General features: G+C 41.3%; 22 protein-coding genes and 3 tRNA genes. 13 read left to right on the forward strand and 12 right to left on the reverse strand.

All coding sequences use genetic code 11. The annotated features are described in order from the left end of the window. A partial coding sequence (locus MKI79_RS09750; protein WP_241572753.1) for a hypothetical protein occupies nucleotides 1-257 on the forward strand: 257 nt, incomplete at its 5' end. After that, nucleotides 245-2,023 carry an alkaline phosphatase D family protein gene (locus tag MKI79_RS09755; protein ID WP_241572756.1) on the forward strand — a complete coding sequence of 593 codons (1,779 nt, stop codon included), beginning with the start codon at nucleotides 245-247 and terminating at the stop codon, nucleotides 2,021-2,023. The genes MKI79_RS09750 and MKI79_RS09755, both read left to right, overlap by 13 nt. A 277-nt stretch (nucleotides 2,024-2,300) precedes the next feature. On the opposite strand, the gene MKI79_RS09760 is transcribed toward MKI79_RS09755, so the two are convergent. Then, nucleotides 2,301-2,386, reverse strand: a tRNA-Leu gene (locus MKI79_RS09760). Between the two features lie 56 nt (nucleotides 2,387-2,442). Next, a tRNA-Cys gene (locus MKI79_RS09765) sits at nucleotides 2,443-2,516 on the reverse strand. Between the two features lie 152 nt (nucleotides 2,517-2,668). Here MKI79_RS09765 and folD point away from each other — a divergent pair. Together folD and MKI79_RS09775 are read left to right on the forward strand one after the other, a co-directional pair. Next, entirely contained in the window at nucleotides 2,669-3,517 is an 849-nt protein-coding gene (folD, locus tag MKI79_RS09770; protein ID WP_241572890.1) for a bifunctional methylenetetrahydrofolate dehydrogenase/methenyltetrahydrofolate cyclohydrolase FolD, read from the forward strand. Between the two features lie 3 nt (nucleotides 3,518-3,520). Then, entirely contained in the window at nucleotides 3,521-4,186 is a 666-nt protein-coding gene (locus tag MKI79_RS09775; protein ID WP_241572759.1) for a class I SAM-dependent methyltransferase, read from the forward strand. A gap of 56 nt (nucleotides 4,187-4,242) precedes the next feature. Here MKI79_RS09775 and MKI79_RS09780 read toward each other — a convergent pair whose 3' ends face one another. After that, nucleotides 4,243-4,671, reverse strand: coding sequence for a hypothetical protein (locus MKI79_RS09780; protein WP_241572762.1), 429 nt, complete (start codon nucleotides 4,669-4,671; stop codon nucleotides 4,243-4,245). 120 nt (nucleotides 4,672-4,791) lie between these two features. Between MKI79_RS09780 and MKI79_RS09785 the strand changes: the two genes are divergently transcribed. Further along, the gene (locus tag MKI79_RS09785) at nucleotides 4,792-5,511 is read left to right on the forward strand and encodes a hypothetical protein (protein ID WP_241572765.1); all 720 of its coding nucleotides are present in this window, start codon (nucleotides 4,792-4,794) and stop codon (nucleotides 5,509-5,511) included. A 64-nt stretch (nucleotides 5,512-5,575) separates the two neighbouring features. Further along, nucleotides 5,576-5,652: transfer RNA gene (locus MKI79_RS09790), tRNA-Met, on the forward strand. Between the two features lie 105 nt (nucleotides 5,653-5,757). On the opposite strand, the gene MKI79_RS09795 is transcribed toward MKI79_RS09790, so the two are convergent. Together MKI79_RS09795 and MKI79_RS09800 are read right to left on the reverse strand one after the other, a co-directional pair. After that, the gene (locus MKI79_RS09795; protein WP_241572767.1) at nucleotides 5,758-6,771 is read right to left on the reverse strand and encodes a hypothetical protein; all 1,014 of its coding nucleotides are present in this window, start codon (nucleotides 6,769-6,771) and stop codon (nucleotides 5,758-5,760) included. Further along, nucleotides 6,764-8,389, reverse strand: a complete 1,626-nt coding sequence (locus MKI79_RS09800; protein ID WP_241572770.1) for an NAD+ synthase — start codon at nucleotides 8,387-8,389, stop codon at nucleotides 6,764-6,766. The genes MKI79_RS09795 and MKI79_RS09800 overlap by 8 nt, the downstream gene beginning before the upstream one ends. A gap of 285 nt (nucleotides 8,390-8,674) precedes the next feature. Between MKI79_RS09800 and MKI79_RS09805 the strand changes: the two genes are divergently transcribed. Further along, entirely contained in the window at nucleotides 8,675-9,148 is a 474-nt protein-coding gene (locus MKI79_RS09805; RefSeq protein WP_241572892.1) for a type IV secretion protein Rhs, read from the forward strand. 97 nt (nucleotides 9,149-9,245) lie between these two features. On the opposite strand, the gene gltA is transcribed toward MKI79_RS09805, so the two are convergent. Then, nucleotides 9,246-10,514: a citrate synthase gene (gltA, locus tag MKI79_RS09810; protein ID WP_241572773.1), complete on the reverse strand. Its 1,269-nt coding sequence runs from the start codon at nucleotides 10,512-10,514 to the stop codon at nucleotides 9,246-9,248. Between the two features lie 672 nt (nucleotides 10,515-11,186). Here gltA and sdhC point away from each other — a divergent pair. The 5 genes from sdhC (at nucleotide 11,187) to MKI79_RS09835 (ending at nucleotide 16,025) form a co-directional block, all read left to right on the forward strand. Continuing rightward, the gene (gene sdhC, locus MKI79_RS09815; protein WP_241572776.1) at nucleotides 11,187-11,588 is read left to right on the forward strand and encodes a succinate dehydrogenase, cytochrome b556 subunit; all 402 of its coding nucleotides are present in this window, start codon (nucleotides 11,187-11,189) and stop codon (nucleotides 11,586-11,588) included. A 1-nt stretch (nucleotide 11,589) separates the two neighbouring features. Further along, the gene (sdhD, locus tag MKI79_RS09820; protein WP_241572778.1) at nucleotides 11,590-11,955 is read left to right on the forward strand and encodes a succinate dehydrogenase, hydrophobic membrane anchor protein; all 366 of its coding nucleotides are present in this window, start codon (nucleotides 11,590-11,592) and stop codon (nucleotides 11,953-11,955) included. 12 nt (nucleotides 11,956-11,967) lie between these two features. Further along, nucleotides 11,968-13,863: a succinate dehydrogenase flavoprotein subunit gene (sdhA, locus tag MKI79_RS09825; protein WP_241572793.1), complete on the forward strand. Its 1,896-nt coding sequence runs from the start codon at nucleotides 11,968-11,970 to the stop codon at nucleotides 13,861-13,863. A 14-nt stretch (nucleotides 13,864-13,877) separates the two neighbouring features. Beyond that, nucleotides 13,878-14,588, forward strand: a complete 711-nt coding sequence (locus MKI79_RS09830) for a succinate dehydrogenase iron-sulfur subunit (RefSeq protein ID WP_241572797.1) — start codon at nucleotides 13,878-13,880, stop codon at nucleotides 14,586-14,588. Nucleotides 14,589-14,924: 336 nt separating this feature from the next. Further along, the gene (locus tag MKI79_RS09835; RefSeq protein WP_241572800.1) at nucleotides 14,925-16,025 is read left to right on the forward strand and encodes a beta-ketoacyl-ACP synthase III; all 1,101 of its coding nucleotides are present in this window, start codon (nucleotides 14,925-14,927) and stop codon (nucleotides 16,023-16,025) included. Nucleotides 16,026-16,151: 126 nt separating this feature from the next. Here the strand turns inward: MKI79_RS09835 and MKI79_RS09840 are convergent, their stop codons facing one another. The 6 genes from MKI79_RS09840 to MKI79_RS09865 form a co-directional block, all read right to left on the reverse strand. Beyond that, nucleotides 16,152-16,583: a CBS domain-containing protein gene (locus MKI79_RS09840; protein WP_241572803.1), complete on the reverse strand. Its 432-nt coding sequence runs from the start codon at nucleotides 16,581-16,583 to the stop codon at nucleotides 16,152-16,154. A 203-nt stretch (nucleotides 16,584-16,786) separates the two neighbouring features. Then, nucleotides 16,787-17,275 carry an FKBP-type peptidyl-prolyl cis-trans isomerase gene (locus MKI79_RS09845; protein ID WP_241572806.1) on the reverse strand — a complete coding sequence of 163 codons (489 nt, stop codon included), beginning with the start codon at nucleotides 17,273-17,275 and terminating at the stop codon, nucleotides 16,787-16,789. 165 nt (nucleotides 17,276-17,440) lie between these two features. Next, nucleotides 17,441-18,721: an NAD(P)/FAD-dependent oxidoreductase gene (locus MKI79_RS09850; protein ID WP_241572809.1), complete on the reverse strand. Its 1,281-nt coding sequence runs from the start codon at nucleotides 18,719-18,721 to the stop codon at nucleotides 17,441-17,443. Between the two features lie 244 nt (nucleotides 18,722-18,965). Continuing rightward, nucleotides 18,966-20,459, reverse strand: a complete 1,494-nt coding sequence (locus MKI79_RS09855; protein WP_241572812.1) for a D-alanyl-D-alanine carboxypeptidase family protein — start codon at nucleotides 20,457-20,459, stop codon at nucleotides 18,966-18,968. Nucleotides 20,460-20,603: 144 nt separating this feature from the next. Then, nucleotides 20,604-20,927 carry a chaperone modulator CbpM gene (locus MKI79_RS09860; protein WP_241572815.1) on the reverse strand — a complete coding sequence of 108 codons (324 nt, stop codon included), beginning with the start codon at nucleotides 20,925-20,927 and terminating at the stop codon, nucleotides 20,604-20,606. Nucleotides 20,928-20,975: 48 nt separating this feature from the next. Then, the gene (locus MKI79_RS09865) at nucleotides 20,976-21,968 is read right to left on the reverse strand and encodes a DnaJ C-terminal domain-containing protein (RefSeq protein ID WP_241572819.1); all 993 of its coding nucleotides are present in this window, start codon (nucleotides 21,966-21,968) and stop codon (nucleotides 20,976-20,978) included. A 150-nt stretch (nucleotides 21,969-22,118) separates the two neighbouring features. Here MKI79_RS09865 and MKI79_RS09870 point away from each other — a divergent pair, with 150 nt between their 5' ends. Further along, on the forward strand, nucleotides 22,119-23,855 hold the full coding sequence (locus MKI79_RS09870; protein WP_241572823.1) for a M61 family metallopeptidase: 1,737 nt from the start codon (nucleotides 22,119-22,121) through the stop codon (nucleotides 23,853-23,855). Nucleotides 23,856-23,861 lie beyond the last annotated feature (6 nt).

A 23,861-nucleotide genomic window follows, 5' to 3' on the forward strand; every position in this document is an offset into this window, starting at 1 on the left:
ATATTGAGATGTTCTACAATTCAAAACGTAGACATGGTTCCAATGGTCAACGTTCTCCATTAGATTATGAAAAGGCCATCAAAAGATGGTTATGTGTGTCTAGAATTTTGGTGGCTATTCAACCTTTAGATAGATTAGAGTCTTTGTGTTGTCATCATATCTTCATCATTTTGCGATCAAAGCTTCATGTTGGTGGTTTAGATTTTTCCTATTTAATTTATCTATATCGAATGATGAGAAATCTATGCCAAATCTAGTGACACGCCGTGCTTTGATTCAGAAAAGTTTAATGGGCTTTGGGGCTTTATCCATTGCCAGCAGTTTAGTGGGTTGTAATGACGATGATAATAATTCCGAAAATGCACCAAAAGTTGAGTTTTTACATGGCGTTGCCAGTGGTGATCCATTACAAGATCGAGTGATTTTATGGACGCGTATTAGTCCTGAAGATTTAGCACTGCGTCTAAATGTGACTTGGGAAGTTGCTCGTGATGAAGATTTTTCCCAAATCATCGCCACAGGCAAAGTCGAAACCAGTATCGCAGTGGATTTTACAGTGAAGGTGGATGCAACTGGTTTGGATGCAGGTGAAAGTTATTTTTACCGGTTTTTATGCGGTTCAGCGATTTCACCAATAGGTCAAACCAAGACCTTAGCGACACAAACGGATCAAGTTAGCTTTGCTGTGTGTTCATGCTCAAACTATCCAGCAGGTTATTTTCATGTCTATGCCGAGATGGCAAAGCAAGATGTTGATGTGGTGATTCATCTTGGCGATTATATTTATGAATATGGCGCAGATGGCTATGCAACAGAAGATGCGGTGGCTCTTGGTCGTACACTCGCAGAAGATAATAATACAGAAATCGTCAAATTAGACGACTATCGTAAGCGTTATGCGCTATATCGTGGCGATGAAGATTTGCAAGCAGTGCATGCACGTCATCCATTTATCGTGGTGTGGGATGATCATGAATTAACCAATGATACATGGCGTGAAGGTGCAGAAAATCACCAAGAAAATGAAGGTGACTTTTTCGAGCGTAAGCTTGCCGCACTACAAGCCTATTTTGAATGGATGCCAATTCGTCCGATCTCCGAAGATGATCACTTAAATATATATCGTCAGTTTAATTTTGGTGAGCTGGTACAGCTCAATATGCTCGATACACGTATTTTGGCACGTGATGCGCAACTGGATTATGCCGATTATATTACTGCATCGGGTGTGGAGTTTGCCAAGTTCCAAGCGGATTTAACAGCGCAAGATCGCACTTTGCTCGGGCATACCCAACGTGGCTGGCTACAACAACAATTAGCAACTTCAACGGCAACATGGAACGTGTTAGGGCAGCAAGTTTTGATGGCGAAGATGTTGATCCCTGCTGAATTGCTGATGTCATTAAGTGCAATTACCAGTGGTAATGTTACCGCAGAAACCTTGTCTGCAATGAATACGCAAATTAACGAATTGGTCACGATCAAAATGCGAATCGTACAAGGCGATCCAAGCGTAACAGTACAAGAGAAGGCTCGGGTCAATACCGTTGCGCCGTACAATCTTGATGCGTGGGATGGTTATTATTATGAACGTGAAGTGCTGTATGCGACGTTGATGCAATTAAATAAAAAAGTCGTGGTGTTGGCAGGTGATACGCATAATGCGTGGAGCAGTTATCTATATAGTCAAGCGATGCAGTCACAACCATCCAGCTATGTGGGTGTGGAGCTTGCAACCAGTTCGGTATCGTCACCGGGAATGGAAAAATATTTAAATATTCCGCAGGCACAGTTGCAACAGTTTGAAATGGCATTTACTACCTTGATTGATGAGTTGGCATATACCAATCTGAATCAGCGTGGTTATCTGACCGTGACATTTGATCATGCGCAAATGCAAGCCAATTGGATCTTTGTTGATACCATTAAAGATAAAGAGTATTCGGTGGATAGCAGTCGTGCACATCAGTTGACTTTAGATGTAGATTTGAATTTAAAAACTGATTCTGCACAGGTTGCATAACAATCAACACACTTTTGCGCTGCTGCTTTGTTAAGCTTGCTTGAAGTATGCGATGTACTTCATCACTCGGCTACCTCGTATCCGTGCAAAATTGCACTAACTGCAAGGTCTTTGAATTATTGATTTCAGTCAAATTCGTTTGGCTGATTTTTTATTAAAATTGCTATAAATTACAGCGATTTAAAAGATAATAATAAATTTCAGGCATAAAAAACTAGCCGTTAAGCTAGTCATTTTACATCAAACTTTATTTTTTAAATCTGATGTCACCATAAAATGGTGCCCGGGGCCGGACTCGAACCGGCACGCTTTGAGGGCGGGGGATTTTAAATCCCCTGTGTCTACCTATTTCACCACCCGGGCGTACATTCTAATGTTAGCAATTTATTTAATGTCTTTATGCTTAGACTGACCAATTTTGGAGGCGGAGGTCGGAATCGAACCGGCGTACACGGAGTTGCAGTCCGCTGCATGACCACTCTGCCACCCCGCCTTATTGGTGAAGCTCATATTAGCAACCTTTGAGAAAAAAACAATACTATCGGCTGAGAATATGCACAGAAAAACAACATCTAAGCGCATTTTAGAAAGTTTTTCATGTATGATTTGCTCATTAAAATTTTTGTTGAATCGTGGAGACAGGCTGTGGCATTGGTATTGGATGGTCGTGCGTTAGCAAATAAAATTGAAGCAGATTTATTGACTCGTGTAGAGGCATTAAAAACCGAAACTGGTCGTACACCAATTTTAGCGACCATCTTAGTTGGCGATGATGGTGCATCGGCAACGTATGTACGCATGAAAGGTAATGCTTGTCGTCGTGTGGGTATGGATTCTTTAAAAATCGAATTGCCACAAAACACCACCACTGAACAGCTTTTAGCAGAAATTGAAAAACTTAATGCCAATCCTGATGTACACGGTATTTTGCTACAGCATCCAGTACCTGAGCAAATTGACGAACGTGCGTGCTTTGATGCAATCAGCCTTGAAAAAGATGTTGATGGCGTAACTTGTCTTGGCTTCGGTCGTATGGCGATGGGTGAGCCTGCGTATGGTTCTGCAACGCCACAAGGCATCATGACGATTTTAAAAGAATATGGCATCGAAATCGCTGGTAAACATGCAGTAGTTGTTGGTCGTTCGGCGATCTTGGGTAAACCAATGGCAATGATGTTGCTTCAAGCCAATGCGACAGTGACGATTTGCCATTCACGTACGCAAAACCTTGCTGAGCTAGTGAAGCAAGCTGATATCGTCGTCGGCGCAGTGGGTAAAGCAGAGCTGATTCAGAAAGACTGGATAAAACAAGATGCAGTCGTTGTTGATGCAGGTTTCCATCCACGTGACGGTGGTGGCGTTGGTGATATCGAATTACAAGGCATTGAAGCAGTTGCTTCTGCGTATACACCTGTACCAGGTGGTGTTGGGCCAATGACCATTACTACATTAATTCGCCAAACAGTAGAAGCTGCTGAAAAAGCATTTGGCTAATTAGTGAAGACGATTACTCATCTGAGCGCACCACAGCAACTGTTGGATGCACTCCATCAAGTCATTCCAAATTGTGAGTTAACCGCACAATATTTACCTGATACGCCAATCCAGTTGTGGTTGATCCCGCCTGTATTTTCTAATGATCGCTTAGATGATGAAGTCATCCGCAAGATTTGGAATGAAACGCCGTACTGGATTTTCTGCTGGGCGTCAGGTTTGGCGATGGCGCAGTGGCTGTTAGCAGAGCCACATCATGTCAAAGATAAAGTGGTTTTGGACTTTGGTGCAGGCTCAGGTGTAGTGGCGATTGCTGCTAAGCTAGCAGGTGCGAAGCGAGTGATTTGTTGTGATATTGATTTGGTCAGTCTTGATTCATGTCGTGAGAATGCCAAACTGAATCAAGTTAAATTAGAATATTTAGATGATTTGTATCAAGCCGAACAGGTCGATGTACTTTTAGCCGCAGATGTTTTATACGACCAATGCAATCGCTTCTTTCTCGATGAATTTCTAAAATTTGCACCAAAAGTGTGGGTTGCAGATAGTCGAGTGAAAAATTTTAGCCATCCAAACTACATAAAAATTGATGAACGAAGTGCGACGACTTGGCCAGACCTTGATGAAGCCAAAGAGTTTCGCAATGTCAGTTTTTATAAGACGCTATAAATTTTATCAATAGCGTCTTTTTTCATGTATTAATGGTATTTTTTCTGTTTTGGCTTTTAAGCACTACAAGTATAAAGAATGACGTTAAGCGTTCTTGGTTGAGTTTCCAACCCTTGACGAGAAGCATACTCATCAGTGCCTGATAGACTTGGCGTATTAGATAATCCAAATGTTGCACGCGTTTGACCGATATCCACGCCTTGAGCACTTGTATTGGTCACTTGTGTGTTGACCTCGCTACTTCCCAAAATATTGATCATATACGTTTTATCAGAACCAAGCACTTTTTGGCATGCGCTTTGAAGTTTGGCTTGAATTTTTGCTTGGTCAGCATTCGCGGAGAGTGTGTATTTGAGGGTTGTGGTTTGTTTGCTTTGAGAAATGATTTCGTAGCCTGATTTGCCATTGAATTGTTGCGCTGTGGTCTGACAGCCAAAAAAGAGTACAGGGCTGATAAATGTGAAAAGATATGCTAATTTATTCATGTCAATTGATCCCTGCTTCATGATATGACGTTTTGAGTATGACATATCTTGGACGATGATAAAATAATGCTTCAAGGGAAATAATTTTTAAAACAAACATAATTTTTAAGGAGCACCATAATGCACCCGATTGCTTCAATACATGACAATATTTGCAAACTATATGATGGCGTATTTTGGGTACGTGGCAGTGCACAGTTAATGCCTTTGATGCAAATCAATCGAAATATGATCATTATTTCAGTTGAGAATGAGCTGACCTTGATCAATCCTGTACGACTTGATTCGCATGGTTTATCACAACTTGATGCGCTAGGGCGAGTTGTGCGAGTGATACGATTGGGCGACTTTCATGGCATAGATGATGCGTTTTATGTGGATCGTTATCAATGTGAATTTTGGGCGCAAGCGGGGCAATCGACTTATAAAACACCTCAAATCACACATTTGATCGAAACAGAAACGCCAAGTCCATTGCCTAATTCTGAATTTTTTATATTTGAGTCGGCACGTTATCCAGAAGCTGCACTACTGCTCAAAGCACATCAACTTTTAATCACTACGGATAGTGTGCAATATTATAGTGATCAGCACTTATTCTCATTTTTAGCACGTAAAACATTTTCATTGGTGTTTAAGCAAGGCATGAATATTGGCCCTTTTTGGCTAAAACGGGTCACACCCAAAAGTCGTTCATTGCACGGAGATTTCCAAAAGTTACTTCAGCTTGATTTTGATGCGTTGATCGCTGCGCATGGTAATTTAAAGCGTTCTGGAGCAAAGCAAGCGGTGAGGGAAGTCGTTGAAAAAATATTTAAGACGGTTTCGACTATAGATTAAGCATTTAGTTATTTAGAGTCTTGACGAAGTGCTTTGAAAATATAATAATGCGCCCACAGTTTACGGCTATGTAGCTCAGTTGGTTAGAGCACCGCACTCATAATGCGGGGGTCACAAGTTCAAGTCTCGTCATAGCCACCATTTTTATAGGTCATACTCCCATGTATGACCTTTTTTTTTGCTTAAAATTTTATAAGATCGTTTGAGGTTATTTTGCAGACGAATTTAGTGCTCAGTGATTTGCTTTTAGGATTTGTTGTTTAAAACCTGATTGATTTCATTAATCGTCTGTTCAGCTTGGAAAAAAGGTTGAATCATTTGATCAATAAAAGCATCTAACAGATTTAACTCATCTAAACGCTTCAAAATACTTGGTGCAAAGCGTTCTGCTTCAAGTTGTATGTCTTCTATTTTCAAGCCAGTAGCAAGGAACAACTCATAAATTGTTTCTTCTGCGAATGTGTCGTAGAAGTAATGAATGCCTTCATTGATGATCTGCTGAAAAGTATCGTTATGACGAAAATCCTTCCAAAACTCATAACTTAGAATAAATAACTCTTCACTATCTAGTGGCGACGCCATATTGCTAAATTCGGCAACAGATTTGTATTTAATACTTTCCCATAGGCTCATACCCAGTGTGAGATATTCTTCTTTTTCTAAATGAAATAAAAATAAAAGCTGTTGCTGAAAAAGTTGAGCGGCTCTGATTTCGATTTGCTCTTCGAGCTTCTGTGCTTGTGTATGGAAAAAACGCTGTAATGAAACAGGCAGTCGATCTAGTGTTTTTTCAGACACTTGATGTAGATTTTTAGGACTAAAGTGCTCGATATTTTGATTAATCCAGTAAGCGCACAGGCTTCGGATTTGAGGGGTATGTTCGATCTGAGTTCTGATGTAATCAAATACTTCATCAAGTTCTAATATCTTGCGAATCCAATGCTCTATTTGTTGGTCACTGGCGAAATCAGCCAAAGGTGCAGTGGTTTCATTGAGCTTAATATGGATGTTCTGCGCAATCTCACCGATTACAGTGAGAAGAGCAGGTTTAAAATTGATTTTATAGACTTGGCTTTGTACGACACCGACCAGTTGCTCAACGTCAATGATTTGATTGAGCGTAACGGTGTCACTGGTCTGAAAAAAATAAGCAATACGTTCTCGTTGCATTTGTTGGGCATTTTCACCCAACAACATGTCTTTGAAATATTGCTTTTGCAAGCGATAGAGTTGATCTGCGATTTGCTGTGCTTCAGACACCTGCTTTCCATCCATTGACAATCGGGTAGCGACGCTCCCGACCAAATGCACGAGAGCTGATACGTGGTCCAATTGCACCTTGACGACGTTTGTATTCGTTTCGATCTACAAGTTTAATGACTTTACTCACCACGTCTGCGTCAAAGCCTTTACCCACGATGCTATCTTGACTCAAATCTTCTTCGATGTACATATACAAAATCGAATCTAAAACATCATAAGCAGGCAACGAGTCTTGATCTTTCTGATCTGGTCGAAGCTCAGCCGACGGCGGACGAGTGATGACACGCTCAGGAATCACAGGTGTTTTGGCGATCGAATTACGGTGTTTTGCCAATTCAAAAACAATCGTCTTATAGACGTCTTTGAGCGGGGCAAAGCCACCGACCATATCGCCATACAATGTGCAGTAGCCAACTGCGAGTTCAGACTTATTGCCTGTTGCAAGGACGAGATTACCAAATTTGTTTGACAATGCCATCAGTAAAGTACCACGTGAGCGAGCTTGTAGGTTTTCTTCTGTGGTATCCATTGGGCTGTCGCCGAAGAATGGATAAAGCGTCTGCATAAAGCCATTCACAATCGGGTTAATCTCTGCGATGCCAAAGGTAATTCCTAGACGCTGTGCTTGCTCGGCTGCATCTTCAACACTCATCTGAGCAGTATAGGTATACGGCATCATCACTGCTTGTACACGATCTGCACCTAGGGCATCCACAGCGATTGCCAAAGTCAATGCTGAATCAATACCGCCAGATAGCCCAAGCACCACACCTGGAAAGCCTGAATTATTGACATAATCACGAACAGCCATGACCAAAAGTTGATAAATCTCAGGAATGGTATCTAATGCAGGTTCAAACTTTTGCTGTAGATATTGTTTTTTTTCAGCGTCAAAGTCAACTATGAGCAAATCGGATTCTGTGAGTTTGGCACGTGCCGCCACATCACCATTTTGATTAATGACTGTTGATGCGCCATCAAAAATCAAATCATCCTGCCCACCGACTTGGTTGACATAGACGATGCGTAGATCATTTTCGGCAGCAAGTTTGCTGACCAATTGTTGACGTTGTTGAGGTTTGCTTGCCTCATATGGTGAAGCATTGAGTACCAAGATCGTTTCAGCACCGAGTGATTTGAGTTGCTTGGTGTTTTTCTCAACCCAAATATCTTCGCAGATGAGAACGCCGAATTTGTGACCTTGATGTTCAAAGATCAGATATTGATGACCGATTTCAAAATAGCGTTGTTCATCAAATACGCTATAGTTCGGCAAATTCTGTTTGTGATAGCGACCGATGATTAGACCATTATGGAGCAATGCCGCAGCGTTGTAGCGCTTACCTTCTTCATCAACATGCACATAGCCAACAACGATCAAAATATTCTTCGCCTGAGCAAGATGCTTTAGACCTTGTTCGATACGTCCTGTTAGACTAGGGCGCAGTAATAAATCTTCAGGCGGGTAGCCGATCAATGCAAGTTCAGGGAAAACAATGATATTTGCACCTTTCTCGGCAGCTTGATGTGCTTGTTGCAACATGTTTTCAGCGTTTTGCTGAATATCACCGACCAGTGGAGAGAACTGGGCGAGAGCAATTTTAAAATTACGCATTCTAAAAAGTTTCCTATCTTTCAGGATGATTATTTGTGGTTTGGACAAATTTTCTTATCTTGTATTGTCCTAAAACCACCTTAGCAAAAAAATAAAACATGGTACTAAGCATATCTAAGTAAAATGGATACGCAAACAGTGTACAGTTTAATCATTAAAATCCATGCTATTGTATGAGAAAATTCACTTTAAATCCTAGTGTTTTAGGTGGTTTTTTGTTTAAACCAACTATCATTTCGAAAAAATAGCAAAACTTAAGTGGAATACAATTTTACGATGTCAACAATGCTCAGTCAGTGGTTTGTGAGTAAGCGACGACAGCTTACTTCTGGTGAAATTGATTTTGCCAAAACGATTTTTGCCAATCATATAGATTATGCGAAGGTGGAGATCGTTGTGCATCGTTTGGTGATGCCACATTATGCGATCAGTCCAAATGGTCATATTTATTTTAATCGACAGGACTGGAAAGCGGATTTTTCAAAGGAAAGTCTTGAGCTGCAATCTTGGTTGATTCATGAGCTGACGCATGTATGGCAAGTGCAACAGGGCATTTCTGTCATCAAAAAAGCACTATTCGATCGTCGCTATCAATATGTGATCAAGCTTGGTAAGTCCTTTCTCAACTATGGTATTGAGCAACAAGCGCAGATGGTGCAGGATTATTTTATACGGATAAACAGAGGTGAGGAGTGCGAGTCACTTCGACAATGTATCCCTTTTTTACCCAACTCTTTAAACATTAATTCGAAAAAATAAAAACTAAAGAAGCTCCAAAAATCATCTTGAATGAGATTTGAGCATAAAAAAGGCGCCCTTATTGGACGCTTTTTTTATTTCACTGTACAGCTATAACTTAGATGTCACGCTGAGCAGGACCAGTGTACAACTGACGTGGACGACCGATCTTGTATGGTGCAGAGTGCATTTCTAACCAGTGGCTGATCCAACCAACTGTACGTGCAAGTGCAAAGATTACGGTGAACATTTCTGTTGGAATACCGATTGCTTTCAAGATGATACCTGAGTAGAAGTCAACGTTTGGATAAAGTTTACGTTCTACGAAGTACGGATCGTTGAGTGCAATGCGCTCAAGTTCCATCGCCAATTCAAGCTGTGGATCATTGATGCCAAGCGCTTCAAGTACTTCGTCACATGTTTGTTTCATGACTTTAGCACGTGGGTCAAAGTTTTTGTAAACACGGTGACCGAAGCCCATCAATTTCACTTCTTTGCGTTTCACTTTTTCCATGAACTCAGCAACATTGTCTTTTGTGCCGATTTCATCAAGCATACGAAGAACAGCTTCGTTTGCACCACCGTGCGCAGGTCCCCAAAGTGCAGCAATACCAGAAGCGATACACGCATATGGGTTTGCACCAGTCGAACCAGCTAGACGTACAGTCGAAGTTGACGCGTTTTGCTCATGGTCTGCATGCAAAGTAAAGATACGATCCATTGCTTTTGCAAGCACAGGATTGACTTTGTAGTCTTTGTCAGCAGGGGTAGAGAACATCATATATAGGAAGTTCTCGGCATAGTTCAAGTCATTGTTTGGATAAACAAATGGTTGACCAATCGTATATTTGTAGCTCCACGCTGCCAAAGTTGGAATTTTAGCAACAAGACGTACCGCTGTAATATCACGGTGGTCGATATTTTCGATATCCAAGCTGTTGTGATAGAACGCAGAAAGCGCACCAACAACACCCACCATAATCGCCATCGGATGTGCATCACGACGGAAACCGTTGAAGAAACGGCTAACTTGGTCGTGAACCATCGTGTGGTTACGGATTTTCTTTTCAAAAGATTGCTTTTGCTCAGCAGTTGGGAGTTCACCATTAAGCAATAGATAGCAAGTATCTAGGTAATCAGCTTTAGTTGCCAATTGGTCAATTGGGTAACCACGGTGTAGGAGAACACCTTTGTCACCATCAATGTATGTAATTTTAGATTCGCAGGCTGAAGTTGCCATGAAACCAGGATCAAAAGTGAAATGACCTTCTTTCAAAATACCGCTTACATCAATGACATCGGGACCTAATGTACCGCTGTAAATTGGAAGTTCAATTTTTTTGCCATCAAGCTCTAATATGGCTTTTTTGCCAGTAGTTTCAGACATTCAAAATCTCTCCTGTCCTGGTGAAAGTATAAAATCTGATCCGAAATGTGCGTTGTTATACAAAGTCAATCAGACTGTTGCAAAAAACAGTATAAGCTTAGTGAGTGTTCACATTTTGTCAATTCTCAATACATAGAAAATATGACAATTTCATCTCAAAAACGGTTGTTTTGTCTAAAAAAAACACAAATAAGAGCGTACTTGAACAGATTAGTCACTTCGCTTGCTTACTTTTTGGGTGCTGTTTGTACATTTGCAGTAGGCAAGCTTACTGCAAAATGCCAAGAATTGATTCAAACAATTGTAAGGAGATTTATCCTGATCAAAAGCTACTGATCAATATAAAAGCATAAAACAAACAAGTTTATACCGAAAAAGTAGCACATTAAAACATTCAACTTTTGTCTAGGGTATATGTATTTTGAAATGTGCGAATTTAGCCATAAAATGTGGAATTTAATGCAATTTATAATAATGAAAATAATTCTCAATACGGTAATTTTAAACAAGTTTTTCGTTTGTTCGTTTGTATTTTTATGTCCTGCGTTCTATAATTCCCTGTCGTTTAGATGTGGCAAGCTTTGCCTTAAAAATGCCAGCTTTCCTTTGGAATTACTTCAACTAACTCCACTTTTATAATTGAATTATTAATTTGGGGTGTTTACTTACAGGATGCCCGCTGTGAAAAGCAACAGACCTGTCAATTTGTCCATGGGTCAAGTTTTAGCTGTAAACTTAAAATCACCCGTGGCTATTGCATCAATTTTACACCGTCTATCAGGTGTCATCGTATTTTTACTGGTACCAGTTCTACTTTGGATCTTGGATAAATCACTTTCATCCCCAGAAGGATTTGACTACGTGAAGAATGTTGTGTTCGGCAACATCTTTGTACGTTTGATTGTATGGGTGTTTGCTGCAGGTCTAATTTTTCACTTTATCGCTGGCGTTAAGCATTTGCTTGCCGATCTTGGCGTGGCTGAAGAGCTAAAAAGTGGTCGTATTGCAGCGACAATCGCTTTAATTTTGTCTGTGATTGGAATTCTCGCAGCATTTGTATGGATTGTGATCTAATATGAAAAGTGCTACAGGTTTAACAGGCTCAGGCTCTCGAGATTGGTTTATCCAACGTGTGAGTGCCGTGATTTTGGCAATCTATACGGTTGTGATGTTTGGTTGGATTCTCTGCAATGGCGGATTTAGCTATGAGCAATGGTCTGGATTTATGATGACATTGCCGATGAAGATTTTATCTTTATTGTCGATTTTGGTATTGGTTGCACATGCTTGGATCGGGATGTGGCAGGTTTTTACGGACTATGTCACGACTCGTCAAATGGGTCCATCTGCATCAGGTTTACGCCTCGTATTAACGTCTGCAGTGATTATTGCAGTATTTGTATATGCGATCTGGGGTATCCAGATTTTCTGGGCGAATTGATAGGAAGAGATCATGGGCGCAAATACCCCTAAAATAGATTATTCAAATATTCAAACACTATCTTTCGATGCAGTCATCGTTGGTGGTGGTGGTTCTGGTATGCGTGCTTCTTATCAGCTTGCTCAAGCAGGTTTGAAAGTTGCCGTTTTGACCAAAGTTTTCCCAACACGTTCACATACAGTTGCCGCTCAGGGTGGTATCGGTGCATCTCTTGGTAATATGCAAGAAGATAATTGGCACTATCACTTCTATGACACGGTCAAAGGTTCTGACTGGTTAGGTGACCAAGATGCGATCGAGTTTATGTGTCGTGAAGCACCGCATGTTGTGTATGAGTTAGAGCATCTTGGTATGCCTTTTGACCGTAATGAAGATGGTACGATTTATCAACGTCCATTCGGTGGTCACTCTGCAAACTATGGTGAAAAAGCTGTACCACGTGCATGTGCTGCAGCTGACCGTACAGGTCACGCACTACTTCATACGCTATATCAAAGCAATGTGAAAATGGGTACACAGTTCTTCGTTGAATGGATCGCATTGGATTTGATCCGTAATGAAGATGGTGATGTACTTGGTGTGACTGCGTACGATCAAGAAACTGGTAATATTGCGGTATTCCAAGCCAAAGCAACATTGTTTGCAACTGGTGGTGCAGGTCGTGTATACCGTGCATCTACCAATGCCTATATTAATACGGGTGATGGTCTAGGTATGGCTGCTCGTGCAGGTATTCCATTGCAAGATATGGAATTCTGGCAGTTCCATCCGACAGGTGTAGCAGGCGCTGGCGTACTGTTGACTGAAGGTTGTCGTGGTGAGGGTGGTGTACTTCGTAATGACTCTGGTGAGCCATTCATGGAGCGTTATGCACCGACACTGAAAGACTTGGCGCCACGTGACTTCGTATCACGTTCTATGGACCAAGAGATCAAAGAAGGTCGTGGTTGTGGTCCAAATAAAGACTACATCTTGCTTGATTTGACACACTTGGGTGCAGATACCATCATGAAGCGTCTACCATCTGTATTTGAGATTGGTAAAAAATTCGCAAACGTAGACTGTACTAAAGAACCAATCCCTGTTGTACCAACTATTCACTATCAAATGGGTGGTATTCCGACCAATAAACACGGTCAAGTGGTTGTGCCTCATGGTGTTGAAGAGGGTGAATTCTCTGCACACTATAATAAAGAAACCAAAGAATATACTTACAAAGGTACACGTGACTACGTGAAACCTGTAAAAGGTCTTTATGCGATCGGTGAGTGTTCATGCGTATCTGTACATGGAGCAAACCGTCTAGGTACCAACTCATTGCTTGATCTTGTGGTATTTGGTAAAGCGGCGGGTGAAACCATTATTGATTACGTGACTAAGCATCACGGTGATGAGTATACGCCATTACCTAACGATGTTTTAGAACAAACTTTGGCACGTGTACGTAAGCTAGATGAGTCAACTGAAGGTGAGAATGCACAAGAAGTTGCCGATGCGATTCGTAACATTGTTCAAGATCACGCTGGTGTATTCCGTACTCAAGCGTTGCTTGATGAAGGTGTGAAGCAAATTCTTGCGATCGAACCACGTGTACGCAATATTCACTTGAAAGACAAATCTAAAGTATTTAACACGGCACGGGTCGAAGCTTTAGAGGTTGAGAACTTGTATGAAGTGGCGAAAGCGACTTTGATCTCTGCAGCTGCTCGTAAAGAATGCCGTGGTGCGCATACAGTTGTTGACTATGAACTTCCTGCTGATCACCCAGACTATTCTTATGGTCGTCGTGATGATGAGTGGATGAAGCATACTTTATGGTATTCGTCTGACAATCGTCTAGAGTACAAGCCAGTTCGCTTTAGCCCGTTGTCGGTTGAAGCGATTGAACCTAAGCCACGTACATTCTAATTGGGAGAATTCAGATGAGTAGAGGTACACGTACATTTCATATCTACCGCTATGATCCTGATAAGGATAAAGCACCATACATGCAAACCTTTAAGCTTGAGCTTTTAGATAGTCACCGTATGTTACTTGACGCCTTGTTGGCGCTGAAAGTACAAGATGAAACTTTGACTTTCCGCCGTTCATGCCGTGAAGGGATTTGTGGTTCTGATGGTGTCAATATCAATGGTAAAAATGGTTTGGCTTGTCTTTGGAACTTGAATGATCTACCAAATGAGATCACGATTCGTCCATTGCCAGGTTTGCCAGTGATCAAAGATCTTGTTGTGGATATGAATCAGTTCTACGATCAATACAACAAAATTCAGCCATTCTTGATCAATGATCAGCCTGCACCACCGAAAGAGCGTCTACAATCTCAAGCAGATCGTGAGCATCTTGATGGTCTATATGAATGTATTCTTTGTGCTTGTTGTTCAACAGCTTGCCCATCGTTCTGGTGGAACCCAGACAAGTTCTTAGGTCCTTCTGCACTGTTGAATGCGTACCGCTTTATCATTGACTCTCGTGATACAGCGACTCAAGATCGTTTGTCACGTCTTGATGATCCATTCAGCTTGTTCCGTTGTAAGGGCATCATGAACTGCGTATCAGTCTGTCCTAAAGGCTTGAATCCAACTAAAGCGATCGGTCATATCCGTAGCATGTTGCTTGATCAAGCTGGTTAAGATTGTAATTAATATCTTAAAAACGCATCTTCGGATGCGTTTTTTTGTTTTGAGATAGTCTTAATGTGAATTTCTGTGAGCTGTGTGGTATGAAAGATCAAAGCGAAAAGGTTGAAAATGCCAATCGCAAGGCGCAATATATTTATTAACTTAATGAAATTTCTGTAAAAAATTTATCATTTTAGAACTTAAACTATAATTAGAGCGTTAAAAACCTATTATTTTGCACATTCTTGTCTAGATTTAACCGATGTAAAAGATCATTTCCGTCATCCTCATTTACCTTTCTCTATGACAGAATGATTGCTGAAAGATTAAAGCAAAATGGAAGTATTGATGAGTATTCGTATCACAGGGACTGGAGTGTATACACCAAAAGATCAGATCAGTAATGAGGAGTTGGTCGAAAGCCTGAATACTTATGTCGCACGATATAATCGGCAATACGCAGTCGAAATAGAGCAGGGAACAAAAAAAGAATTATTGCCATCGACGGTGGAATTTATTGAAAAAGCATCAGGGATTAAATCTCGTTATGTGGTCGAAAAATCGGGCATTTTAGATATTGATCGCATGATGCCAGTGCTGACTGAACGTGACAATGAAGAACTTTCATTGCAAGCAGAAATGGGCGTCGAAGCAGCAAAACAAGCCATGAAAAATGCCAATATTTCAGCCAAGGAAATAGATGTGGTGATCTTTGCGAGTTTAAGTATTCAACGTGCTTATCCTGCCATCGGCATTGAAATCCAAAATGCCTTAGGGATCAAAGGCTATGCTTTTGATATGAATGTTGCCTGTGCATCGGCGACTTTTGCGATCAAGCATGCCGTTGATGCGTTGAAAAGCGGCTCAAAAGCTGTGCTCATGGTCAATGTTGAAGTGATGTCGGGGCAGGTCGATTTTAGTGCGAGAGATAGCCATTTTATTTTTGGTGATGTGGCAACAGCGGCGATAATAGAGCAAACAACGAATAAAAGTGGCTTTGAAGTTTTAGATTGTTTCTTAGAAACGGTTTATTCCAATAATATTCGCAATAATTTCGGCTATTTAAATACTAGTGAAGATGCGGTGCGAGATGATCGTGTCTTCCGTCAAGATGGTCGTAAGGTTTTTAAAGATATTGTGCCAATGGTTGCTGATCGTATTGCAATGCAATTGCAACGTAATGGGTTGTCGGTAGATCAAATCAAACGCTTTTGGCTACATCAAGCCAATATTAATATGAATAATCTGATGCTGAAGATGCTTGCAGGAAAAACACTTGATCCTGCACGAATGCCAATGGTGTTAGCTGAGTATGCCAATACCTCATCCGCAGGAGTGATCATTGCCATGCACCAAAGTGCCGATCAAGTGGATGTCGGCGAGTATGCACTATTAAGTTCGTTCGGTGCGGGTTACGCGATGGGTTCTGTGATTGTTAAAAAAGTATAGAAAAACCTTGCAGTAGCAATAATGCCAGTCAGTTAAGCATTTGTAATATTGCAGAAGCAAGGTTTATTCGTGGTTTACTGCGATGAGTCTTTCTAGCGAGTAGACATGTAGTTTTATGGTTTTAGTTTAGCTCGCAATATAATTCTGCAATTGCTCGATCAAGGATTGCTGATCTTGAATAATACCTTTGACCAAATCACCAATAGATACCAAACCGATCAATTGCTCATTTTCAACGACAGGTAAATGACGCAAATGTCGATCGGTCATCAGATTTAAGCATTCTTGGACAGTATTTTTACGCTCAATAGTCAGTACTTTGCTAGTCATGATATCTGCTACGCAGGTGTCATAAGATGAGCGTTCCATCAATGCGACTTTACGTGCATAGTCACGTTCGGACACGATGCCTACTACACGATCTTGTTCGGTAACGATCAGTGCGCCAATGCCTTTGTCTGCCATCAGGCTAATCGCCTCTAATACAGTGGCTTCGGGAGTAATGGTAAAAGTGACGTGTTGTGGTTTACTTTGTAAGATGTGTTCTACGGTAAGCATGATCCTGCAATCCCTCATTTATTGTCTTGCTATCACATAGCTATAACGCAATTTGGGAAACTTGCAAAGCAAATAATTATGAAAATTTATTTCTGTAGAGAAGTATTTTGAGAACAATCTGAATTTGTAGGCAATAAAAAAGTGAGCGTTATGCTCACTTTTTAATGTTTTTGACTCAAAGCCAAGCCAAGCTATCAAAGCGATTAGTGGTGATGACCACCTTCACCATGTACGTGACCGTGATCAAGTTCTTCTTGAGTCGCTGCACGTACTTCGACGATTTCAACATCAAAAGTCAAGTCTTGACCTGCAAGCGGGTGATTACCATCAATGATTACAACGTCATCTTCTACTGATTTTACGACAACGAATTGTACGCCACCATCTTGAGCTTGCGCTTGGAACTGCATTCCAGGCTCGATATTGTCTACGCCTTGGAACATTTCACGTGGTACTTCTTGAACCATCTCTGCAACGTATTCACCGTAGCCTTCAGCTGCAGGTACGTTTACAACAAGTTTTTCCCCAGCACTTTTACCTGTAAGCGCATTTTCTAGACCCGGAATAATGTTGCCAGCGCCATGAAGATAAGCAAGGGGATGGGCAGCGTCTGATTGATCTAGTACTTGACCTTCACCATTGGTTAGTGTGTAGCTGAATTTTACTACGTGGTCATTTGCAATAACTGTCATTGTCGGTCTATCCGCTTGTTAAGTTGTAAAGCTCATTATTTTAAAGCCTTAAATGTAAAAAGGCGAAGAAATTTACATAAAAAATCAAGATTTGTGCAAGGAAGTGTAAAAAAGCATCAAAATGGTTTGGTGCTTTCCAATGGGTTGGAATGTTTAAGCTTGCGTTTAGTGCAATTTCACCAATGGTGCAGTGCCTTTGCCAAACAAGTCACGAGCTGTGAGCAAGCCTGCTTTGGTATAGCCATAAATCGCTGCTTGATGGACACGATACAGCGAGTGGTACATGGTTTTTGCGACCAAACCTTCGACATGAATATTGCCGAGTAATTCACCGACTGCGGTATTTTGCGTTAATGATACCAAAGAGCCTTTGTCATTGAATTGGAACATAGGCAATTGACGACCACGTACTTTGGCGATGATTGCATCGACGAGGAAGTTGGCTTGTTGGCTCGCAACTTGAGCACGTGGTGCAAGTACAGGCTTATTCGCGAGTGGTTGGCAGTGCGCACAGTCACCGAATGCAAAAATACTTGAATCATCAATACTTTGTAATGTGGCATAGACTTTGATACGACCGATACGATCGAGGCTAACACCGAAGTTTTGTGTCACCGCAGGCGCTTTGATCCCTGCTGCCCAAACTTTCAGATTGGCATCGAATACCATACCGTCTTGGCAGTAAACATGATCTGCATCAATTTTTTCAACACGATGCTTAGTGAGCACTTGAATGCCATATTTTTGCAATTGTTTCAGCGCACCATCTGCAACTTTTTCAGAAAGTGCAGGGAGGATACGATCAGCTGCCTCAATGACGTTGATTTTTACTTTATTTGGATCAATGCCATCTAAGCCATAGCGGTGGAAATCTTGAGCAGCCTGATGAAGCTCAGCAGCAAGCTCAACACCAGTTGCACCTGCACCAATGATGGTAATGTTAAGTGGTTTCTCACGTGGCATCGCATGCGCCTGCAAGTACAAGTTCAACAAATCACGTTGGAAAGCATCAGCTTGAGCACGATTGTCTAAGAAATGGCAATGTTCTTTTGCACCCGCAGTGCCAAAGTCATTTGAAGTTGAACCGATCGAAAGCAATAAAGTGTCATAGCTAATACGACGCTCATCAGCAAGTTTCATATTGCCTTGCGTGAGTGGTGCAAGGATGATTTCTTTACGATCACGGTCAACAGACTGTAAATAGCCGAGTTGAAATTTGTAATGATTTTTCTTGGCATGTGCAAAATAATTCACTTCTTCATTGGCAGGGTTGAGTGTTCCTGCAGCGATTTCATGAAGTAATGGTTTCCAAATATGGGTAAGGTTTGCATCAACCAAAGTGATTTGAATGCGCTTTTTGCGACCGATACGTTGTCCGAGTTGCGTTGCAAGCTCTAAACCGCCTGCACCACCACCAACGATGACAATACGATGTTTTTCAGCCATTGTGATAGCTCCGAGAGAGTTAAAAATTCGAATAAAAAGTAAATGCTGAGAGATTGAATTCCGACAGTTTTAATAGGATTAAAAATTAACTCATAATGGCATGGAACGTAGCGATTGTCATTTACTGATTGGTCAGTATTTTGATGTAAAAAGTGCCAACTTTTTCACACATGGCAAATCGCTATATGCGCTTCTAATTGATTTGTTTTATCTTAGGATTATTCTGCTTTTTAAAGTGATTCAATTATGGCAATTGGATTGGGTAGGTGACTGCTTTCGGTATATCTGTTTGCCATGCAGAAAATAAATTTTCAAACCAAATTAAAAATTTTTGCCACCATGTTGCTTCTTCAATCTCGACCATTTCTGTGACAGGAATATACTGAATCGTCTGTCCAAATTGTTGCACTTCGATATTTGCAAGTGCGAGGGCTTGACTCGAAATTGGTGCATTGAGGCGTGGCTGTAACAGCTTAATTTGATAATTGAATTGCTGCGGTGTACTCATCGGCTCTAGGGTAGATTGACCAATATGGTCAAACCCAAGATGCGTTAATTGATGCTGATTAATCGTATCTTGATCAACGATAAAACGAAGCGCACCATTATTGAAATGACGTAAGTCTAATGTAATTGCAGGTTGTTCCAGCAAGCTCAGTGTATGCGCATTAGATGCAGGCATTTTGACTGGATAATTGGTGACGACACCATTACTCACTGGAATATCAGCAATGATACGACTTAAGCCTAAATTTGCTTTTGTTGGAATGGTGGTTTCTAGTGTGCGATTTTGCGTATAGATAAATCCTGCATTAAGCAATTTATAAGCTTCATCTGCACGTGCTTGTTTTGATGGCGTGCCCATCACCACGACGACTAAGCGACGATCAAGCAAAGTGTTCATATCTTTGCGTTGTGCTGTGAGTGCCAAGCTGTAGCCAGCAGCTTTGGTATAGCCAGTTTTTAAACCATCAACACTCAGGTCTTTTTTTAGCAGAATATTGGTGGCTTCATGATAAATATCTTTGTAGCGAAACTCGGGTTGTTTGGAATATTGCAAAAACTCAGGCGTATCATTAACAATCGCCGAAGACAAGATCGCCATATCATGCGCAGAGGACAAATGATCTTGCATTGTAATGCCTGATGGATTGCTAAAATGAGTGTGTTGCATCCCAAGCTGATTTGCCATCACATTCATCTGATCGAGAAAGCTTGGTACATCACCTGCGATCAATGAGGCAAGGGTAAGTGCCGCATCATTTGCCGACATGATAATTAAACCAGCAAGTAACTCATGTACACTAATTTGCTGATTTGGCTCAAGTTTGAGTTGTGATTCATCCCATTGCACGGTATTAACGATTTCAGGGACGGTGACTTGCTGATTGAGCTGAATTTGCCCATTTTCAATGGCTTTTAAAGTCAGATAAGCAACCATCATCTTAGTCAATGATGCAGGTGCTCGCGGTACATCGGCATTGTGCTGTGCAATGATTTGCTTGGATTGTGGATCGTAAATCATCCATGCTTCTGCATTGACGGTTTTAGGATCAATATTAAGAAGATCTGCCCAAGCAAATTGGCTAAATTGTGCGCTAAACACAATAGTCGTGATTTGAAGCAATTTACCCCACCGACTGTGTTGTTTGTGCTGATTTGGATTTTCTATTTCCACCTTCTTATTATTTTTTAAATGAAAGCGATGTGAAAGCGTAAAAATAGAATCAGTGAACACGAAACAATCCAGAATATTGGGGATAAAAATATGCGCCCAATCCTAGCCCTTTTTGATAGACAGAGCTAGTGATTCTTCATAATTATTGAATAGGCATAGTACAAACAATCATTATTCGAAAGAGATGAAAATTAAAAGTATGAATTATTCCGCCACACGCTTTCTCAAGTAATGTACTTCATCGATTAAATCGAGCATGAGTGCAACAGCAGTCAAACTGGCATCAAAATCACGTTGTAAGCGATAAGCTCGTCGGGCACGAAGCAAATCTTCGCCAAGATAACGATGTTGACGAGGGCTGACATTCACCGCTTGTAAAATGTCATGTTCGAACAGGGCCAAAACCCAACCATCGTTTTGACCGCAAGCCTGCACGAACTGATGGAAGTCCAAAGCCTGATCGTGTTCAACGATCTCGCAATCACAAGTTTCTAAGATATGAATGTCTCGAATTTGAATATTTGCCATGGTTTACCTCAAAAAATTTTAATCTATTATTTAGCTGTCCATTTCGCTTTAAGCTCTCGGCTGAAAGTCTTTAAAGGCTTCCGCAAAGGCCTGATAGGCTTCACGCTGTGTATCTGTATTTGCTTTAGGTGTGACGATATTTAAAATCAAATACAGATGACCTGCACCTTGTGCATTCGGAATGCCTTTGTCTTTTAAACGTAGCTTTTGTCCATTTCGAGCATCTTTTGGAATACCGATTTGAACACGTCCAGCAGGGGTATTCACCTCAACTTTTTCACCGAGCACAGCTTCCCACGGCGCAATATCAACCGTGCTATACACATCCGCACCTTCAACATATTGGCGCTGGTCTTCTTGGTAAGTGATCTCGATATAGAGGTCGCCATTCTTGCCACCGTTCACCCCTGCTTGTCCTTGACCAGAGAGGCGGATTTGTTGATCTTCTTTCATGCCTTTTGGAATTTTGACATTCAAGGTTTTACGTTGAATTTCAGGTTGACCTTGTGCATTGAAACCTTGAATCTGCAAGCTGATTTGTTGTGTTGAACCTGTATAAGCAACCTCTAAAGGCACTTCGATCTTGGCATGTTGATCTTCACCTTGGAAATTGGTTTGCTGACGACGACCGCCACCAAAGCCTGCACCAAAGCGACCAAAAATATCTTCAAAGCCTGAAAATTGCTCTGCGCCACCGTCAGCATTGCCATTAAAATCATAGTAGTAGGATTGCCCATCTGCTCCACGAAAGCCATTCGCTCCTGCGAAATCTGAATAAGCGTTTTGGTTAAAGCCGTTTTGACCAAAACCACCTTGTCCAAATCCATGCGGATTATCGAGCATCTGATCATATTCAGTCCGTTTTTCGGCATTGCTCAGCGTATCGTAGGCGACATTAATCGCCTGCATTTTTGCTTCGGCATCGGCTTCTTTGCTGACATCAGGGTGGTATTTACGAGCGAGTTTGCGATAGCTTTTTTTGATCTCATCCGCAGTCGCAGAACGCTCTACACCGAGGGCTTGATAGTAGTTTTCTGTCATATATTTCTTCTCTTAATTTGTTAAGTGTTGCTGAAATATATGGGGTTGATTGTTTATTTTTAAAGCAAAATTTTTAGAGAAAAAGAATTTCTACATGCAAACACGCAAGCCAGTGTTAAACTGATCGCTTACATTGAAGGACAGGGCAAAATGATCCACTACCAACTTGAGTTTGATGATTTTTCACAACATTTAATCCATGTCACCATTCGCTTCCTCGCCAATCCACAGCAACAGCTTTGGCTTCCGACGTGGATTCCAGGTAGCTATTTAGTCCGTGAATTTTCCAAACATATCGAGTCGGTCAATGCCTATGATGAAGATGGTCGCCTGCTCAAAATTTCAAAAACTCATAAAAATAAATGGCAACTATTCAATACCGATCATGAGCTGATCACGGTGGAATATAAAGTCTATGCCTATGATTTGTCGGTGCGTGGCAGTTATGTCGATCAAACAAGGCTCTATGTCAATCCAACGACGGTGTGTCTTGGGCTAACTGATCAAGAGCATGCACCGCATGAACTCGAATTATTTGTTCCTGAATCATTGCAGCATTTCACCTACGCAGGGGCATTGCCGTCCAAGTCATTGGTCAAGGGGCGTTACACCTTAAAAGCCAAAGATTATGCGCATTTGATCGATAGTCCGTTTGAGCTAGCGGTGCAAGATCGTTTTGAATTTGAAGCAGGCGGTATCAAACATGACTTTGTCATTTCAGGAAAGCACACAGCCAATCTCGAACGCCTAAAAACCGATGTGGTAAAAATCTGTCAAACTGAAATTGATATGTTCGGTTCTGCGCCATTTCAACATTACACCTTTCTCACTATGGCGACAGGCAATCTATATGGTGGCTTGGAACATTGCGAAAGTACCAGTCTAATTTGCCCACGGGATGATTTGCCTAAAGCTGATGAAGCGGAACAACCGAGCAAGGATTATCAGCGTTATTTGGGCTTATGTAGTCATGAATATTTTCATTCATGGTTGGTGAAATTTATCCGTCCTGAAAATTATATCAATCCTGATTTGCACCAAGAAGGTTACACCTCGTTATTGTGGGTATTTGAAGGATTTACCTCGTATTATGATGATTTGATTTTGTTGCGTAGTGGTGTGATTTCTCAAGCGGATTATCTGAAATTACTCACCGATCAAATCAACCGTTATCTACAAAATCCAGGTCGAAAAATCCAATCGGTGAGCGAGTCGAGCTTCGATGCGTGGATTAAGTTTTATCGTCAGGATGAAAATACAAATAATGCAGGCACGAGCTACTATAACAAAGGCGCATTGGTGGCATTGTGCTTAGATTTGGGTCTGCGCAGTCATGGCTCAAGTTTGGATGAACTGATGCGTGCGTTATATGCCAAGACGCAACAAGATCACAATCTCGCCAGTAACCAAGTCAATGAACGAACCATTTTTGAGCTGTGCAAAACTTTGACGGGACAAGACTGGTCAGATCGCTTGGGCTTCTTGATCAACAGTACTGAAGAGTTACCATTACAAGAAGTGTTGTCACAGTTTGGTGTTGATTTGCAAGAAAATAGTGATGATGCCAAAGAAAGCAAAACCTTACCATTTGGTGCAAAAGTTCAAGAAAAACCTGAAGGATTATTACTCCAACAAGTTTTGCGTGATTCAAGCTGTGCCAAAGCAGGATTGTCGGCGCAGGATGTGGTGATTGCGATTGATGACATCAAAGCTACAGCAAAAGTCTGGTCTGCAAAAGCCAAGACGAATACAGCTACGCAATGCTATGCTTTCCGTCGTGATGAGTTGATGACGTTTGAACTGACTGCGCAAGATTATCCATTGTCGCAAGTTGAGTTAAAAGTCAGTGATCAAGCTAAAGCGGATGCGTGGTTATTGAATTATTAACGATTT

Origin of the sequence: Acinetobacter sedimenti (genome assembly GCF_022601685.1) — a bacterium.
In the GTDB taxonomy this organism is placed as follows: Bacteria; Pseudomonadota; Gammaproteobacteria; order Pseudomonadales; family Moraxellaceae; genus Acinetobacter; species Acinetobacter sedimenti.

Bases quoted from the DNA above. Each gene is read 5' to 3' on its own strand.
- MKI79_RS09865 (WP_241572819.1), bottom strand. From the start codon at position 21,968: ATGACAGAAAACTACTATCAAGCCCTCGGTGTAGAGCGTTCTGCGACT.
- MKI79_RS09755 (WP_241572756.1), top strand. From the start codon at position 245: ATGCCAAATCTAGTGACACGCCGTGCTTTGATTCAGAAAAGTTTAATG.
- sdhA (WP_241572793.1), top strand. From the start codon at position 11,968: ATGGGCGCAAATACCCCTAAAATAGATTATTCAAATATTCAAACACTA.
- MKI79_RS09800 (WP_241572770.1), bottom strand. From the start codon at position 8,389: ATGCGTAATTTTAAAATTGCTCTCGCCCAGTTCTCTCCACTGGTCGGT.
- MKI79_RS09860 (WP_241572815.1), bottom strand. From the start codon at position 20,927: ATGGCAAATATTCAAATTCGAGACATTCATATCTTAGAAACTTGTGAT.
- MKI79_RS09845 (WP_241572806.1), bottom strand. From the start codon at position 17,275: ATGACAGTTATTGCAAATGACCACGTAGTAAAATTCAGCTACACACTA.
- gltA (WP_241572773.1), bottom strand. From the start codon at position 10,514: ATGTCTGAAACTACTGGCAAAAAAGCCATATTAGAGCTTGATGGCAAA.
- sdhC (WP_241572776.1), top strand. From the start codon at position 11,187: ATGCCCGCTGTGAAAAGCAACAGACCTGTCAATTTGTCCATGGGTCAA.
- MKI79_RS09835 (WP_241572800.1), top strand. From the start codon at position 14,925: ATGAGTATTCGTATCACAGGGACTGGAGTGTATACACCAAAAGATCAG.
- MKI79_RS09780 (WP_241572762.1), bottom strand. From the start codon at position 4,671: ATGAATAAATTAGCATATCTTTTCACATTTATCAGCCCTGTACTCTTT.
- MKI79_RS09830 (WP_241572797.1), top strand. From the start codon at position 13,878: ATGAGTAGAGGTACACGTACATTTCATATCTACCGCTATGATCCTGAT.
- MKI79_RS09785 (WP_241572765.1), top strand. From the start codon at position 4,792: ATGCACCCGATTGCTTCAATACATGACAATATTTGCAAACTATATGAT.
- sdhD (WP_241572778.1), top strand. From the start codon at position 11,590: ATGAAAAGTGCTACAGGTTTAACAGGCTCAGGCTCTCGAGATTGGTTT.
- MKI79_RS09850 (WP_241572809.1), bottom strand. From the start codon at position 18,721: ATGGCTGAAAAACATCGTATTGTCATCGTTGGTGGTGGTGCAGGCGGT.
- MKI79_RS09840 (WP_241572803.1), bottom strand. From the start codon at position 16,583: ATGCTTACCGTAGAACACATCTTACAAAGTAAACCACAACACGTCACT.
- MKI79_RS09805 (WP_241572892.1), top strand. From the start codon at position 8,675: ATGCTCAGTCAGTGGTTTGTGAGTAAGCGACGACAGCTTACTTCTGGT.
- MKI79_RS09870 (WP_241572823.1), top strand. From the start codon at position 22,119: ATGATCCACTACCAACTTGAGTTTGATGATTTTTCACAACATTTAATC.